This is a genomic window from Rheinheimera gaetbuli (assembly GCF_054781935.1).
On the sequence record NZ_BAAGTL010000028.1, the window covers coordinates 453,735 to 468,283 of the forward strand.

10 protein-coding genes and 1 pseudogene are annotated in these 14,549 nt (G+C 45.0%); 1 reads left to right on the forward strand and 10 read right to left on the reverse strand.

Annotation, left to right across the window (positions count from 1 at the left end):
• Positions 1–109 precede the first annotated feature (109 nt).
• Positions 110–802 (forward strand): transporter substrate-binding domain-containing protein, encoded by a 693-nt coding sequence (locus ACYVIC_RS18635; RefSeq protein ID WP_460862359.1) that lies wholly within the window; start codon positions 110–112, stop codon positions 800–802.
• Positions 803–810: 8 nt separating this feature from the next.
• On the opposite strand, the gene ACYVIC_RS18640 is transcribed toward ACYVIC_RS18635, so the two are convergent.
• The 10 genes and pseudogenes from ACYVIC_RS18640 to ACYVIC_RS18685 form a co-directional block, all read right to left on the reverse strand.
• Positions 811–1,953 (reverse strand): response regulator transcription factor, encoded by a 1,143-nt coding sequence (locus ACYVIC_RS18640; RefSeq protein WP_460862361.1) that lies wholly within the window; start codon positions 1,951–1,953, stop codon positions 811–813.
• A gap of 13 nt (positions 1,954–1,966) precedes the next feature.
• Positions 1,967–3,256 (reverse strand): EAL domain-containing protein, encoded by a 1,290-nt coding sequence (locus ACYVIC_RS18645; RefSeq protein ID WP_460862364.1) that lies wholly within the window; start codon positions 3,254–3,256, stop codon positions 1,967–1,969.
• Positions 3,169–7,263, reverse strand: coding sequence for a PAS domain S-box protein (locus tag ACYVIC_RS18650; RefSeq protein WP_460862366.1), 4,095 nt, complete (start codon positions 7,261–7,263; stop codon positions 3,169–3,171). The genes ACYVIC_RS18645 and ACYVIC_RS18650 overlap by 88 nt, the downstream gene beginning before the upstream one ends.
• 112 nt (positions 7,264–7,375) lie before the next feature.
• A complete protein-coding gene (locus tag ACYVIC_RS18655; protein ID WP_460862661.1) occupies positions 7,376–8,056 on the reverse strand; it encodes a sensor histidine kinase in 681 nt (226 codons plus the stop codon).
• Positions 8,051–9,448, reverse strand: a pseudogene (locus ACYVIC_RS18660) (GAF domain-containing protein); the annotation flags it as partial. The gene ACYVIC_RS18655 and the pseudogene ACYVIC_RS18660, both read right to left, overlap by 6 nt.
• A 91-nt stretch (positions 9,449–9,539) precedes the next feature.
• Positions 9,540–10,583, reverse strand: a complete 1,044-nt coding sequence (locus ACYVIC_RS18665) for a protein-glutamate methylesterase/protein-glutamine glutaminase (RefSeq protein WP_460862368.1) — start codon at positions 10,581–10,583, stop codon at positions 9,540–9,542.
• Positions 10,576–11,205 carry a chemoreceptor glutamine deamidase CheD gene (gene cheD, locus ACYVIC_RS18670; protein WP_460862370.1) on the reverse strand — a complete coding sequence of 210 codons (630 nt, stop codon included), beginning with the start codon at positions 11,203–11,205 and terminating at the stop codon, positions 10,576–10,578. The genes ACYVIC_RS18665 and cheD overlap by 8 nt, the downstream gene beginning before the upstream one ends.
• A complete protein-coding gene (locus ACYVIC_RS18675) occupies positions 11,192–12,055 on the reverse strand; it encodes a CheR family methyltransferase (protein ID WP_460862371.1) in 864 nt (287 codons plus the stop codon). Before ACYVIC_RS18675 ends, cheD begins: the two co-directional genes overlap by 14 nt.
• Entirely contained in the window at positions 12,040–14,061 is a 2,022-nt protein-coding gene (locus ACYVIC_RS18680; protein ID WP_460862373.1) for a methyl-accepting chemotaxis protein, read from the reverse strand. Before ACYVIC_RS18680 ends, ACYVIC_RS18675 begins: the two co-directional genes overlap by 16 nt.
• Positions 14,062–14,094: 33 nt before the next feature.
• Entirely contained in the window at positions 14,095–14,538 is a 444-nt protein-coding gene (locus ACYVIC_RS18685; RefSeq protein WP_460862376.1) for a BLUF domain-containing protein, read from the reverse strand.
• Positions 14,539–14,549: the final 11 nt, after the last annotated feature.

Sequence of the window (14,549 nt, forward strand, 5' to 3'; positions counted from 1 at the left end):
AAAGTAGCACCACGGCAAAACTCCGACCAGTACTATAATTCAGCGCCAGCGTATTGTTAACACAACGCTTTGCGTTAGTATGTAAAAGCACTGTTATCTAAGGCTAATTATGCGCGTACTACTGTTGCTAATGTTGTCTCTGAAGTTTCCGGCGCATGCCGGCACTGAAATACGTCTGGGCGTGCATAATTTTCCTCCCTATTTTGTGATGGTCGATAACGAACACTGTGGTGGAGAAGCGGTTGAATTTAGCCGTAACCTCTTACAAAACAGCGATATTAAGCTGACAACAGTCTGCGCCACCCCGGCCCGTTTGTATAAAATGCTGCAAAACGGCGAAGTTGACCTAACCATTAATATTAAACAAACCAAAGCCCTGCCGGACAATGTCAGCTTTGTTGCTACACCCTATGCACAGCTGTCGTTAGTACTGCTGACTCACGGTGCTGCGGTAGCACGGGAAAAACACCCTACGATAGCGGCAATACGCGGGTTCGATTACCATGGTCAGCGCCAGGTGCTAGGTGATAAAGGCTATAGCTTTATCGATCTGCCGGACAGTATCAGCGCTGTTGAAATGTTTATTAAAGGCCGCAGCAGTGCACTGCTCACTTATGAGGCGCCGTTCAACTACTACCTGCAACAACACAATCTGGCTTTTGAAAAACACTATCAATGCCAGTTGCTCGAGCATATAGATGCTTATTATGTAGTGTCAGGGCAGTCGGCACATAAAGCCTATATTCAGCAACAACTCTCGCAATATGCGGCAGAAAAACAGTTAAGTTATTTTGGCCATTAGCTTTAAAGTTAGTTATTTAACTTAGCTATAAGCTGGTTCATAACTAATTTTCGTTGTTTTTCATTATCAACATTTTGTTCAAATAATGTTGTGGCTAATGCCATTGACTCGTTAATAATTGATAAAAGACCACTTTCTTCAGATTCAAGCAAACTAAATTGCGTAATTTCGGCGGCAATATTGCTTTCCATGTCGTTTATTACCCGCTCTAACTGGGTAGAAAACTCCGTATTTTGTTGCTCCATTTCTACAACAAGGTTGGCCAGTACTTTAGATATCGTTGCAATGCGTTGCTGTTTCTCTTTTTCACTTCTTGCTACTAGCATGCTTTTTATTCTGGCATCTACACCATTTAGCAATAAACAAATTTGATCTTTTAATATGCCATAACGCTCTTCGTCATTTATTGGCATATTGCGGATTAACACAGTAAAAAGATCATAACTAAAGAAAGAATAGGCTTTCCAGGAATATAAACGACCCCGGCTTCTGGCTGCAAGGATAGATTCCAGCTCCAGCTGAGAGCGTTGCATGTCATCACGATAATAAACTGGCTCTTGTTCTGACACCAATACTAATGTTGATTCAAGCTCGAAATCGCGAACGCCCTCAAATACCAATTGTGCTAATGCTGCATAATCTTCTGCCTGATGAATCGCTTCATGAAACCTGAGTATCGCCCCCAACTCTGACGAGTTTTTCATTGCGTCAAAAGCCATCTTCATAGCGGTAGATGCCTGCTCGGCTGCATCACAATGCTCTTGCTTTTGCGCGATAAGTTTAGGGACTTTAACTTGCAGCTCATTAAGATGAATAGGCTTAACCAAATAATCATCCGCGCCAGCAGCGAAAGCTTGCATAATATCTTCGTCTTCCATTAAGCCTGACGTAAACATCACAGGGATATTGTCAGCAAGGAAATCGTGTTTAAGTAACTGACATATTTCATAACCAGACTTGCCAGGCATATTAATATCAAGAATAACTAAGACAATATGCTCAGTGCAGGTTTCTTTAATGGCATGCATTCCTGCGTCAGGAAACGCAGTGAAATGATAAAACTGATACCCTTGCTTACCTAATGATGTTTTTATAAGCTCTGCTATCGCACTATCATCTTCAAAATATAAGATCCAACCATTATTTTGCATTTTCAATCCTTTATTAAACGCTATTGCCGTAGAACCACGCTTTAGCGTCGTTCGCCGATACGGGTTTACTCCAAAAATAGCCCTGACCAACATCACAACCCATTGCTAAAAGCTCGGCTAAAATTGCCTGATTCTCTACGCCCTCAGCAACTACCTGCAACCCTAAGCGTTTAGCAAGTTGTATACAGGTTTCCACTATAGTCCGGCTTTCATGGCTTTGTAGCATCGTCATTACAAAGCTACGGTCTACTTTCAATTCACTAAAGGGGATCCGATGTAACTGCGCTAATGACGAATAGCCCGTACCAAAATCGTCGATAGATAAGCCAAAACCTTTCATTCTCAAGCGCAATAGAATATCCAACGCACTGGCAACGTCACTCTTTAATGCGGACTCTGTTATTTCCAGCAACAATTGCCCGGGTGAAAGCTTTGCGGATCGCAGCTTTTGCTCCAACTGCTCTGGAAAATCTAACGCCTCTAAGTTCAACATCGACACATTAATGCTGAGTTGGACCTGTTGTCCCTGCTGTTGCCACTCAGTTAACTGCAAAATAGCAAGCCGGACAACTTCATTGGTTAGCAGCTGCATTAACTCCTGAGATTGTTCTGCCAAAGGTATAAAGTGATCTGGCATAACCAAACCATGCTCTGGATGAGCCCAGCGCAGCAGACCTTCAAAACCGGCTAGCGTATTATCAACAAGTACTATCTTGGGTTGATAGTGCAGCTGTAGCTGCTGTAACTCGATAGCAGCAAATAAATCCTCTGCCACAGGTTGCCATGTCGCTGTAAAGCCCTGCTGTTTAAAAACCACTGCTTGCAGCAGTGAATGAACCAACACAGATAGATTCTCAAGAGAGAACGGTTTATTAACAGACGCTATTTTTTCTATACTTTGAGCTTTCGCCAGCTCCAGTGCCGCTCTTAATACCCCCTGGTCTTCCCCACTCATCAGCAAAACAGCACCACCATAATCCACTGAAGCTAAATGTCTGATTACGGCTACACCATCAGGGTCTGGCATATATAAATCTAACAAGATTAAATCAAATGCCGTACAACTTTTGTTTATAAAAGCAGCAGAAGAGCTAAACACAGTAACGTCATAGCCTTTTGCTTCAAGAAAGCGCTTTAACAATAAGCAAAATTCGGCGTTATCGTCCACCACCGCTATGGTTTTAAATGCCAATGAGACATTTCTGGTATCCAGCATCACGATGTCAGTACCTCTGCAATGCGTTTCATTAACGCGCCCAAAGCTACCGGTTTGGCCAGCCTCTGCGCGTACCACAAATTGCATTCATCGTCAGTAATCATAGACTTATCAGCATAGCCGCTCATCAACTGCACCTTTACATCAGGATAGGTTGCTTTTAACGCTTTTGCCAATTCGAAGCCATTCATTTCTGGCATCACAATATCGGATAACAACAAATCAAAATGATGCCCGGCTGATAAACTAAGCGCCTGCTTTGCACTTTTGGCAGCTAACACGCTATAACCTGCAGACTCCAGCAGCATGGTATTCATCTCAAGCAGTTCAACCTCATCATCAACCAATAAAATAACCGCTTTGCTGGCACTATCAGTTTTAAGCGGCTTTACGCCCGATGCCGATAGTGACAGATGTTGCGTATCTGCTATCTTTTCTGGCAACATGCTGTTTACAGCATGTTGCGCTAAAGGCAACAGAGGAAAGTAAAGCGTAAAGCAAGTGCCTTTACCTAAAGTAGACGTAACATCAATATAGCCTTTGCACCGCTGTACCATGCCATAGGTTTGCGCCAGGCCTAAACCGGTACCGGCATCGCCCTTAGTGGTAAAAAAAGGTTCGAATATTTTTTGCCGCACTTGTTCACTCATGCCACAACCATTATCGGTAATGGTAATACTGGCATAATCACCTGAAATAACATTAAGCTGCTTAGGTAGTGCTGACGCATTGCAAAGCGCAGTACCAATATGCAAACAGCCGTCAACTAGCCCCTGCATTGCATAGCTAGCGTTAACCACTAAATTTATCAGCGCATTGTCAAAAGCCGGCAACTCAATATTGATAAACAGGTCTTGCTGACAAAGGTTAATATTCATCGTTACATTAGTAGCCAACGCTCGCTCCAGCAGCGGCTGTAAACGTTTTAAATGCGCTTTTAGCTCAATCGTGCTGACCGCACGCTGTTTCGAAGATGAAAAGTCTAGCAGTTGGCTTATCATCGCAGATGCTCTGTCACTGGCATCAATGATTGGTGTTGCCAGCTGCACTACCTGCTCACTTTCTTGTTGCAACATTTCGGCATAACCACGCACGATACCTAAAATATTATTAAAATCATGCGCTAAACTGCTGGTTAGCTTACCCACCGCACTGAGTTTTTCACTATGCAGCAACTGCTCTTGCTGCTTCTTTATCAAACTAAGATCATGGCAGCAACCAACAAAGCGCTGGTTTTTACCTTCGCCTACGGCAGCTATCGACAGGGTAATCGGAAATTCATGCCCATCAGCATGTAAGGCATTAACTTCGCGACCAACACCAATTATTTTCGCCACGCCGGTTTTAACATAGTTATCAATGTAACTATCGTGATGCTGGCTTATGGCAGAGGGCATTAGCATAGACACGTTATGTCCGAGCATGGCGTCTTTGCTATAACCAAACATCGTGCATGTTGCCTGGTTCACATCGACGATCTTACCTTTTTTATCAATCGTAATTACCGCATCTACCAGGCTCTCTAATGTAGAGGCAAGTTGCCGCTGCATAGCAACACGCTTAAGCTCTGCTTTTTTGCGCTGGTCTTCCGCAATAATCAGTGACACCAAATTTGCAATTGCACTAAAGAATGCGGTTTCATCACTATGCCAATGCCGAGTATTGCCAAAACACTCAGCAGATAACACCCCCACCATGGTGCCGTTTTGAAAAAAGCCGGTGTCGAGCAATGAGACTATGCCCAAGGGTTTTAAGTAAGTACTAACCAACTCTTTTGTGCGGGGATCGCACTGCACATTTTCAGCATCTATCTGACCGGCAGACAATAACGCATTAAAATATTCAGGCAGGTCCGCACAATTTAGCGTACAGGCTTCAATATTAAAGCCGCTATTTCGTTCGCACAGTATTGTTCGCTTTAACGTGTTACCAGCTTGCGACAACATCCATACACTTACTCTATCAAGTTTAAGGCTCTCAGCTAAACCCGCTGTGACTATCTTTAACGCCTTAATTAAGTCTCCTTTTACCACAGTCTCGTCACAGCTTAATCTGGCAATCAGATTGCGCTGCAGCTGTGCCCGCTCGGAATGGGCTTTCGCTGCATGCTCTGCTAACTTTTGTGCTGTTATATCCCTGATGTAACCGTGCCAAACAGTACTACCGTCACTCATCGAAGTGGGTGCAGATTGACCATCCACCCAGATCGTGTTGCCTGCCGGTAAATTAACCCTATACTGGCACTGCCAGGGCTTTCCGGTGTGTGCTGACGCCAAAATGCTGTCACTTACTCTTGCCACATCATCGGGGTGTAGTACGTCAAAAGCCGCCTGTGCATCGTCTTTCACTTGTTCGGGCACTACACCGTAAATATTTACAATGCCAGGTGACGCATAAGGAAAATGCGAGCTACCGTCTGGCTTTAATCTGTATTGATATAGAAAACCGGGTACATGTTGTGCAAGCAACTCAAACTGCTGCTGCGCTTGCTCACGTGCTCGCTCAGCCAATTTACGATCGGTTATATCCAACAGGGCGCCAATCCAGCCGGCATTAATGTCAAATGCCACTAACCTTCTGATATCTTTTATCCAACGATAATTACTGTCGCCCTTAGCAGCAAAGCGATACTCCAGACTAAGCGCTTGTTCTTGCGTTTGCGTTAACAATGCCAGCACGATTGTTTTATCATCCGGGTGAATACGGCTTAACCAATAGCTGGCAGAGTTTAAAGCCTCCTGCTCTTTAATAGCTAAAATAGCGTCTGAATTAGGGCTTATATAAATTATTTGCCCCAGTGGGGTATGTGTCATTTGGTAGATAACAACCGGGCTAGCCTGCAGTAAAAACTGCATTTGCTGCTCCATTTCCAGCAAGGCCTGGTCTAACAAAGCCCGCTCTGTTATGTCCTGAATAAAAATAGTTGCACTGGCATTTATACTGCTCACATCAGCCTTATACATCGCATTTAAGCTAAAGACTTTACGTGCGCCTGTTGCAAGCAAGCACTCGTATCGCACGTCTTTTAAATCAGATTGCTGCAAGAATATTTGCTGAAATGGGTATTGCTGGCCCATGCTATTGTCTGCGTAGCACCAATAGGCGGCAGGCATTTTTAGCCCACCGCTGCTGATATCAAGAGAAAACCAGTCAGTGGCTTTTTCATTGGCGTAAAGCACTTCGCCGCTATTATTTAACAACAGAATACCAACATTATTTGCTTGTACCACGCCTTCCAGCAGCTGTTTACGGCTCTCGAGGAGTTCGCGCAACCTGTTACGCTCCGTAATATCGTGAAAGGTAAACAAGTACCAGCCATCCGAAAAACGGTTACAGCTAACGGAATACAGTAATTCCGCATTGCGGCAGCTCAAATGTAATATGTTTGTTTGCTTTTTTTGCGTAGCCTCGGCGAGGCTTATCAGATCGTTGAAGAACCCGGAATTGTTTTTGCCAAACACACTGCTTAGCGTACCACCACTTTGCGCCACCCTATCCCGTAAAGCCGCTGGCACTTGCTCGGCCATACTGATGATAACGCCGTCGCGGTCGGCCATGATATAAATATCGTCGAGATAAGGCGTTATCACTTCTGGAAACTGGCTTAATTCATCGCTTATTGCACAATCTGGTGCCACATCAGCCTGAATATCATGCGCCAGATTATCAGCCAGCCAGGCAATAAACGCTTTTTCATCTGGCAACAGTGCTCTTGCCTGTTCACCAATAACACCGAAGGCACCTAACATTCTGCCATTTTTGCTTTTAAGGGCCGAGCATACAAAAAAACGCGTCGCCTCCTCGGTTTCTTTGCAAAACACGCCGTGATAGGGCTTTTGTTTCAGGTTGTTTGTAAAAAGTATACTGGGGCCATGAGTTAACAGATGCAGCAAAATTCCCGGATGACTAAAACGATAGGCATGTGGTGAGGTGTCAATAAAAAGCTCACCCGCTGGGTTTAGCAATAATACAAACACTCCATGCTCAGGAAATAATTGTGTTAGCAGCTGATAATGTTTTTCGGTAAAAGCACCTTTTTTAAAAGCAGGAAAGCTGTTAGCAAAGCGGGCAGAAGAAAAAGCATATGTATTCATACCAATACCCCAAACATTCAGCTGCCGTTGGTGGCAACACAACAGCGTGGTTATTTATTTAACTGCCAGACACTGCCTGAAGGCCTGTTACAGGTTGATGAATAGCTATCTATTAGCTAGCCGGTAATTCAAACCAAAACGTTGCGCCCTGGCCTTCAACAGAGTCAAAGCCTATGCTGCCATTCATTTGCGCAATAAGTTCCCGACAAATCGCCAGCCCCAATCCGGTGCCACCCACTTTGCGGGTATCCGAGCTATCGGCCTGGCTAAAACGTTCAAATATCCGGGATTTAAAGGCCTCTGGCACCCCCGGACCACTGTCGGTTACTGATACCCGCACCATATCGCCCTGCTGTTGCACCTGCAGCCACACACTGCTGTTGTGCGGCGAAAACTTAATCGCATTTGACAATAAATTGGCCAGCACTTGTTGCAAACGTTGGCCATCAACCCGCACCAGCAGCGCTTCAGCGGGTAACTCAAGCGCAATATCAATGTCCCGCTCAAGGGCATAGGTTTTATGGTTGCTCGCCGCTTGTTGTAACAGGGGTTGCAGCGGTTGTACTTTCAGGTCAAATTCCAGCTTGCCCAGTGATAACTTCTCAAGATCAAGTAAGTCATTAACTAAAAACTTTAGCCGCTGGCCATTGCTTTGCGCCAGCAGCATCAGCTTGTTTATTGCGTCATTTAATGGCCCCAAAGTGCCTGAAGCTACTAAATCTAAGGCGCCACATAATGATGTTAACGGCGTGCGTAATTCATGGCTTACGGTTGAGATGAAATCGTTTTTAATCTGCTCAAGCTTTTTACGCTCGGTAATATCCGACTCTATCGCCATAAAGCCTTTTAACACACCGCTATCATCATAAAGTGGGCTGCACTGTACCTGGATCCAATAAGGCGTCGCATCGCGGTGATAATTAATAATTTCGACATCGAATGGTTTTTCAGCTAACAGTGCGGCTTTCATCAGTTTTACGGTATTCGGATCTGTTTTAGGGCCTTGCAGCACATCACCCGGTTTTCGGCCTGTTATCTCGCTGAGGCTGTAGCCTGTTATCCGGGTGAAGCCATCATTTATCCATTCAATTTCGCCGGCACAATTGGTAATCACTACACCATTAGTGGTCTGGCTTGCCACTTTTGATAAACGCTTCAGCAAGCGCTGAGCCTCAGCATGTTTGTTTTGTAATTGGGAAGCTTCTACCAATTGGCCAAGGGTTACTAACAATGGCTCTAAAAAGCCAATAAGTGGCTTATCATAACCTCCTGGCCGGTTAGCCACGCCTAACATAGCGTTCAATTTGCCGTGGCGATGCACCGGTAAACCTAAAAAGGCATGCATTGCCGGGTGCCCGTCTGGCAAGCCTCCGCGGCGCGGGTCCTCGTAAGGCGCATTCGCAATTACCGGCTCTCCGCTTGCAAGCACGGCGCCAAATAAGGTTTTCAGGTTATGAAATTCCATGCCTTTAGGTGCATTTGCAGCATAAAACGCGCGGGTATCATCGTTCCAGGCAATATTGGTAATGGCATACGTCTTCAAATAAGGGGCGCCATCATCTTTATAAAGCACTTCACCTATAAAACCGTACTCACTTTTCGTTAGTTTAAGAATATCCGCCAACAAATGATCAAACGCACGCCGCCGGTCTGGTTCACTGATAAATGTTTCCTGGGCGCGGGAAATCGTTTCAGATAATTGCTTCGCCTGAATAAGTGACGTATTCAAGCTTTGTAAATAGCTGGCATTAAGCTCGGCGGCTACGGCATCAGCTAAATCACGTAATATTTTTCGTTGCACCTCGCTCAGCTGCCGGGGCTTTATATCAATAATGCATAAGGTACCAAGGCCATAGCCATGTGTTGAAAAAAGCGGCGCACCGGCATAAAAACGAATGTGCGGCGCACCGGTTACCAAAGGGTTATCAGCAAAACGATGGTCTTTACTGGCATCAGATACTTCAAAAATTTCAGGCTGTAAAATAGCGTGGCCACAAAATGAAATATCGCGGCCTGTTTCACAGGCCTGCAACCCCTGACGCGATTTAAACCATTGACGCTGTGAATCAACTAACGACACCAAAGCAATAGGCACATCAAATACCGTCTGTGCCAGGCCCGTTAATCTGTCAAAACGCACCTCTGGCGGCGTATCTAATATGGCTAAGTCATTAAGATCACGCAGGCGAAACGCTTCGTTTTCAGGTATCGCTGGTATATCCATAACATTCTCCGCCAAATAATGAAGTTCTCAATGAGGCACTCAAAATTGGGAACTAGATCCTATAATCTTTACCCATCCGATTTAGCACCTCAATAAGGCGCAAACTAACTTCATCTAACGAGACAATTTGTTTCACACAACCTGTTTTAATCGCTTCTTGTGGCATACCAAAAATAAGTGAACTGGCTTCATCTTGCGCCATAGTAAAGCCGCCCTGCTCGGCAATGCTACGAATGCCTGCAGCGCCATCCTTACCCATACCGGTAAGAATAACGGCCAACGCATTAGCACCTACCGCCTCAGCTACCGATTGAAACATCACATCAACGGAGGGTTTATGGCCAGATACCCTGGGGCCATCCGTTAATTCAATCCGGTAATCAGCACCACTGCGCACTACAGTTAAATGTTTGTCTCCCGGCGCTAAATAAGCATGCCCCGGCACAATACGCTCCCCCCCTTGCGCCTCCAACACCGTTATCCGACATAACCCATCAAGCCGCCTGGCGAAACTGCTGGTAAAACCTGGCGGCATATGTTGGGTTATGACAATACCCGGGCTATCAACCGGCATTTCAGTTAGCACAGCCTTAATGGCTTCAGTGCCGCCGGTAGAGGCACCAATTGCAATAATCTTTTCGGTTGTTTTAAAGCGTAAGCCAGCAGTTTTTTTCGGCTGGCACTTAGCACCGCCTGAAAGCTTTGCTATCGCTGCAGCTTTAATTTTTGCAACAATATCAAGCCGGTATTCTTCAATACCACGGGCAATATCCAGCTTTGGTTTGGCTAAATAATCAACAGCCCCTAACTCCAACGCGCGCAAGGTAACGTCGGCGCCTTGTTCGGTAAGGCTGGAAATCATTACTACGGCAGTGGGCCGCGCTTTCATTAGCTTTTCTAGAAATGTCAGGCCATCTACTTTAGGCATTTCTACATCCAGCGTGATCACATCAGGCCGATGAAGATTCACCAGGTCACGCGCCACATAAGCATCGCTGGCTGCCCCGACCAACATAAAATCAGGTTCGCTGCGAATAATTTCACTGAGTAAACTGCGGATCAAGGCAGAGTCGTCAACCACCAAAACTTTAATCATCAAACAGCTCCACATCCTGCTGAATGTTGTGCGCTGGTTTATTGCGCAGCTGCATACGATAAGCGCTTTCTCTATCCATAATGGTGTTGTTGTGTAGCGACTTAATTTTTCTGATTAGCACCTGGCCGCTATCGGGAAAGAAATATACTTTCCGCGGATAAATATCGAGTAAATCCTGTGCTACCAGGGGTATGCGCTCAAGCTTTAAATAGTCCAACACGAACTCAGCATTACGCTCTCCCACATTTATTGCGGTAAAGCCTTTGAGTACATTGCCGCCACCAAACACCTTGGCCTCAAGATGCTCGCGCCTGGCGCCTAACTTGATTAAATGGTTAATTAAAATTTCCATGGCATAAGCACCATAGCGGGCAGACTCAGACAAAATATTGTCCTGGCCACTGCCGTCATTCGGTAATAAAAAATGGTTCATGCCAGCAATACCTGTCACGCGATCACGAATACACGCAGATACACAAGAACCCAACACCGTCACAATTAACGTATCTGACTTAGTGGCGAAATACTCCCCGGGCAAAATTTTTACTGCCTCGCGGTCAAAGTGCCGATCAAAGTAGCGATTGGGGGCCACATGAATATTATCGGTGTCAAACTCGGCCATGCGCCCCCCGCACCAAAGTAGGCGTATAAGTTGTTTGCCCCGCCGGCTTTACCAAATGGGTAGCATAAGCAAAGTTTTCTGAATGGCCGGCAACATATAAGCCATCAGCGGGCATTAACTGAATCATCCGCTCCAAAATACTAAGCTGAGTCGGCTTATCAAAATAAATCATTACGTTACGGCAAAAAATAATATCGATGGGTGCAGGAAGATCCCATTTTTTGTCCAGCAAATTCAGCTGCCTGAACTGCACCATTTTTCGCAATTCTGGCACCGCCTTCACTAAACCGTCCTTGCCCCCCTTACCCCGATAAAAAAACTGCTTGCAGCGTGTTTCATCTAATCCGCTAATGCGCTCTGCGGCATAAATACCCGCTTTCGCTTTTTGCAGTACCTGGCTATCGATATCCGAGGCAATAATTTGCACCGGCACCTCAAAACAGCCAAACGTTTCCGCTACTACCATGGCTATAGAGTAGGGCTCCTCACCGGTGCTGCTGGCCGCACACCAGATAGTTTTAACCTGTTTATGCGTCTGTAAATAGCGGCCAAGTATGTCAAAATGATGCGGCTCACGGAAAAACGACGTCAGATTAGTGGTTAGCGCATTAATAAATTGCTCGGTTTCGGCGTTATGCTGCTGCAAATAACTCACGTATGCCTGAAAACTGTTCAGCTTTAGCGCCCTGATGCGGCGGGCTAACCTGCTGTACACCATGGAGTCTTTGCTGTCAGCTAACCGGATCCCTGTCAGCTGATACAGCATACGTCTTACCGCATCGAACTCTGAGCGGGAGTAACTAAATTCACGCTCAGACTCGGCTTTGCTGCCACTTAAAAGCTTTCCCATTCGTCCTCATCTGACTTGGTTGGTTTAAGTAGCTTTGCAGCGGGTTTAGCTTTTACTGCCTGGTTTGCAGCCGCCCTTACCTGCTTTTTCGGTGCAGCTAACGCCTTGCGCACTGGCTGAACAGGTTCATCGTCCAACGTAAAGCGGGCCACGTTCGCAGCTAACTGCTCAGACTGAGACAACAAACTTTCTGCTGCTGCCGCGGCCTCTTCAACTAACGCCGCGTTTTGCTGCGTCATTTCATCCATTTGTGTAACGGCTTTGCCGACTTCATCTAACCCGGCAGACTGCTCTGATGACGCAGCCGCTATCTCGGCCATAATGTCGTTGACACGTTTAATTGAGGTGACAATCTCTTTCATGGTGTTGCCTGACTTACCGACTAACTCGTTACCATTGTTAATTTTATTGACCGAGTCGGAAATCAGCGCCTTAATGTCTTTCGCCGCATTGGCCGAGCGCTGCGCTAATGTGCGAACTTCAGACGCAACTACAGCAAAACCACGCCCTTGCTCCCCTGCCCTGGCTGCCTCAACTGCCGCATTTAGTGCCAGAATGTTAGTTTGGAAAGCAATACCATCAATGACACCGATAATGTCTGAAATCTTTTGGGCTGATTCATTAATAGACGCCATAGTTTGCACGACTTGTTCAATCAGTGAACCGCCTTCCACCGCAACGTCAGACGCTTTGGCTGCCAGCGTATTAGCCTGACGCGCATTGTCGGCATTTTGTCGCACCGTACTGGTGAGCTCTTCCATGCTAGATGCTGTTTCTTCAAGGCTTGACGCTTGCTGCTCGGTGCGGCTTGACAGGTCGGTATTGCCCTGAGAAATCTCACTTGACGCGGTATTAATGGTGTCAACGGCTTCGCGTATTTCACTTAACATTTGCGATAAGTTTTCTGCGGTTTCGTTACAACCATCTTTTAACGCACCAAAACTGCCCTGGTAATCTTCTAGTACACGCTCGGTCAAATCACCTTGGGCAATGGCACCTAATACACGGTTTATATCTTTCAATGCCACTTCACTGGTTGACGTTAAGGTATTTAATCCTTTTGCAATGATCTTTAAAAAGCCGGTTTGACTGCTCTCATCGATACGTTCGGAGAAGTCACCTGCAGCTGCGGCATTAACCAAGCGCTCAATATCTTGTTCAGCAGCAACTTCATTAGTTCTATCAAGCCACTCAACAACAGTACCGATACGCTGACCTTCATCATTTTTTATCGGGCTGGCAGTTAACTTAAACGTACGACTGGCAATTTTAATGGTTGTAGAATAGCTTGATGTCAGCTTTTCAATCATACCCTTCTGATGCGCCGGGTTTTTATGAAAAATGTCCATGTTTTTATGCAGTAAGTTTTTAGCAGAAAAATCAGGAAACGTTTGCCGGATCTCAGGTTCAGCATTTCTGAGCATTTCAATAACAGCTTTATTTAAAAATATAATATTATTCTCTGCATCAGCTATCATAGTGCAGGTTTCAACGTTGTCTAACGCATCACGAATACGTAAATTTTCATTATGAATAATACGTTCTTCGCTTCGACGAGCTAGCTCTTCTGTCATGTCTTTCCATTCTACTACTGTACCCACCCTTTGTTTTTTTTCATCAAAAACCGGTGTTGCAATAAGATCAAATATAAGTCCAGATATTTTCAGCTTGGTATTATATGGCGATTGCAGTTGACCAATAATACCCCGCTGGTGTGAAGGAGCACGATGAAATGTATCTACATTAGTACCAACCAATTGATCAACCCTAAAATTGGGCAATTGTTTGCGTATAACATCCTCATTAATTTTTAACATACGCTCCAGAGAGTGATTTACATAAATAATATTCATATCAGCATCAGCCATCATTACATTTGCCTGACAAACATCTAATGCTGATTTTAAAGCCACTGCCATAGAGGCTATTTCATCTTTTTTTCTTGCTATTTCGGCGTCTTGTGGGCTTTGTTCAGGACCAAATAATTTTTTTATAAAAGCATTCATGGCATACTCATCCTAATTTATTAAATATCAGCGTTATCGTGGCAGCACCTGTGATTCCATTAACTTGCTGCGAACAGCAAAGTTAAAAATCGCTTCTTTGCCAGGAGAAGCCTCAGCGTTAAATTCCGAATAGATCCATTTATCAGCTTGCTTTACACCATGTTGCTTAATTAAATCTTTACTCGAATATTTAAAAGCCATACCCCAATCAGGAAATAACTTTTGATTAACGGCCATTTCGACAGTAACGGTTACATTTGTGTGCCTCGGGTCCCGCTTAATTCGCTCGAAAAGATCTAAAACCTCTGCACGTTCGCCTTCCAATAATTGAATAAACTTGCCATTTGCATAGACTAAACAACCGGTGATACCCTTCGGGTTATTGTATTTATTTGCAACAGTAAGTATGTCAATTAAATCCTGCTCATTGAAGTCCCTAGTCGCTGTACTGTAGTATACAATTTGATATTGAAGCATAACAAAAACCT

Excerpts from the sequence above, each read along its gene's own strand:
- ACYVIC_RS18635 (WP_460862359.1), top strand. The coding sequence starts at position 110 with ATGCGCGTACTACTGTTGCTAATGTTGTCTCTGAAGTTTCCGGCGCAT.
- ACYVIC_RS18640 (WP_460862361.1), bottom strand. The coding sequence starts at position 1,953 with ATGCAAAATAATGGTTGGATCTTATATTTTGAAGATGATAGTGCGATA.
- ACYVIC_RS18645 (WP_460862364.1), bottom strand. The coding sequence starts at position 3,256 with ATGCAATTTGTGGTACGCGCAGAGGCTGGCCAAACCGGTAGCTTTGGG.
- ACYVIC_RS18650 (WP_460862366.1), bottom strand. The coding sequence starts at position 7,263 with ATGAATACATATGCTTTTTCTTCTGCCCGCTTTGCTAACAGCTTTCCT.
- ACYVIC_RS18665 (WP_460862368.1), bottom strand. The coding sequence starts at position 10,583 with ATGATTAAAGTTTTGGTGGTTGACGACTCTGCCTTGATCCGCAGTTTA.
- cheD (WP_460862370.1), bottom strand. The coding sequence starts at position 11,205 with ATGGCCGAGTTTGACACCGATAATATTCATGTGGCCCCCAATCGCTAC.
- ACYVIC_RS18675 (WP_460862371.1), bottom strand. The coding sequence starts at position 12,055 with ATGGGAAAGCTTTTAAGTGGCAGCAAAGCCGAGTCTGAGCGTGAATTT.
- ACYVIC_RS18680 (WP_460862373.1), bottom strand. The coding sequence starts at position 14,061 with ATGAATGCTTTTATAAAAAAATTATTTGGTCCTGAACAAAGCCCACAA.
- ACYVIC_RS18685 (WP_460862376.1), bottom strand. The coding sequence starts at position 14,538 with ATGCTTCAATATCAAATTGTATACTACAGTACAGCGACTAGGGACTTC.